The 607-nt window shown below is 46.3% G+C and carries 1 protein-coding gene; it reads left to right on the top strand.

The annotated features are described in order from the left end of the window. The coding region (locus tag CXF62_RS01460; protein ID WP_145990523.1) for an IS256 family transposase at window positions 1-576 on the top strand (576 nt) is incomplete at its 5' end. Window positions 577-607: the final 31 nt, after the last annotated feature.

The following is a 607-nucleotide window of genomic DNA, read 5'->3' as shown; positions in this document are numbered from 1 at the left end:
GGTGTTCTCACTGAACTACAAAACCGCGGCGTTCAGGACATTCTTATTGCTTGTGTCGATGGTTTAAAGGGCTTCCCCGATGCCATTAACACCGTCTATCCTCACGCTCAGGTCCAGCTTTGCATTGTTCATATGGTGCGCTATTCGATGAAGTTCGTACCTTGGACAGATAAGAAGGCAATAGCGGCTGATTTAAAGGCCATCTACGGCGCTGATACCCTTGAGATAGCAGAGGCCAATCTTGAACACTTTGATGAGACTTGGGGGGATAAGTATCCGCACGTGGTCAAGTCTTGGCGTAATAACTGGGAGGGCTTAACGGTGTTCTTTGGCTACCCTAAAGACATTAGAAAAGTGATTTATACCACCAATGCTATTGAGTCTTTAAACAGCGTGATTCGGACAGCGGTGAATAAGCGTAAGGTGTTCCCGTCTGATCAGGCAGCGTTTAAAGTGGTGTACTTAGCCACCCAGCAGGCATCCAAAAAGTGGTCGATGCCTATTCGTAACTGGACGTCTGCTCTGAATCGCTTTATGATTATGTTTGATGATCGTATCAGTAAGCATTTAATCTAAAGGGCAGTTACACAGAATTCGGGATGGGCTC

The organism is Psychrobacter sp. MES7-P7E, from assembly GCF_002863645.1.
In the GTDB taxonomy this organism is placed as follows: Bacteria; Pseudomonadota; Gammaproteobacteria; order Pseudomonadales; family Moraxellaceae; genus Psychrobacter.
This window is presented reverse-complemented; position numbering and strand designations above follow the sequence as displayed.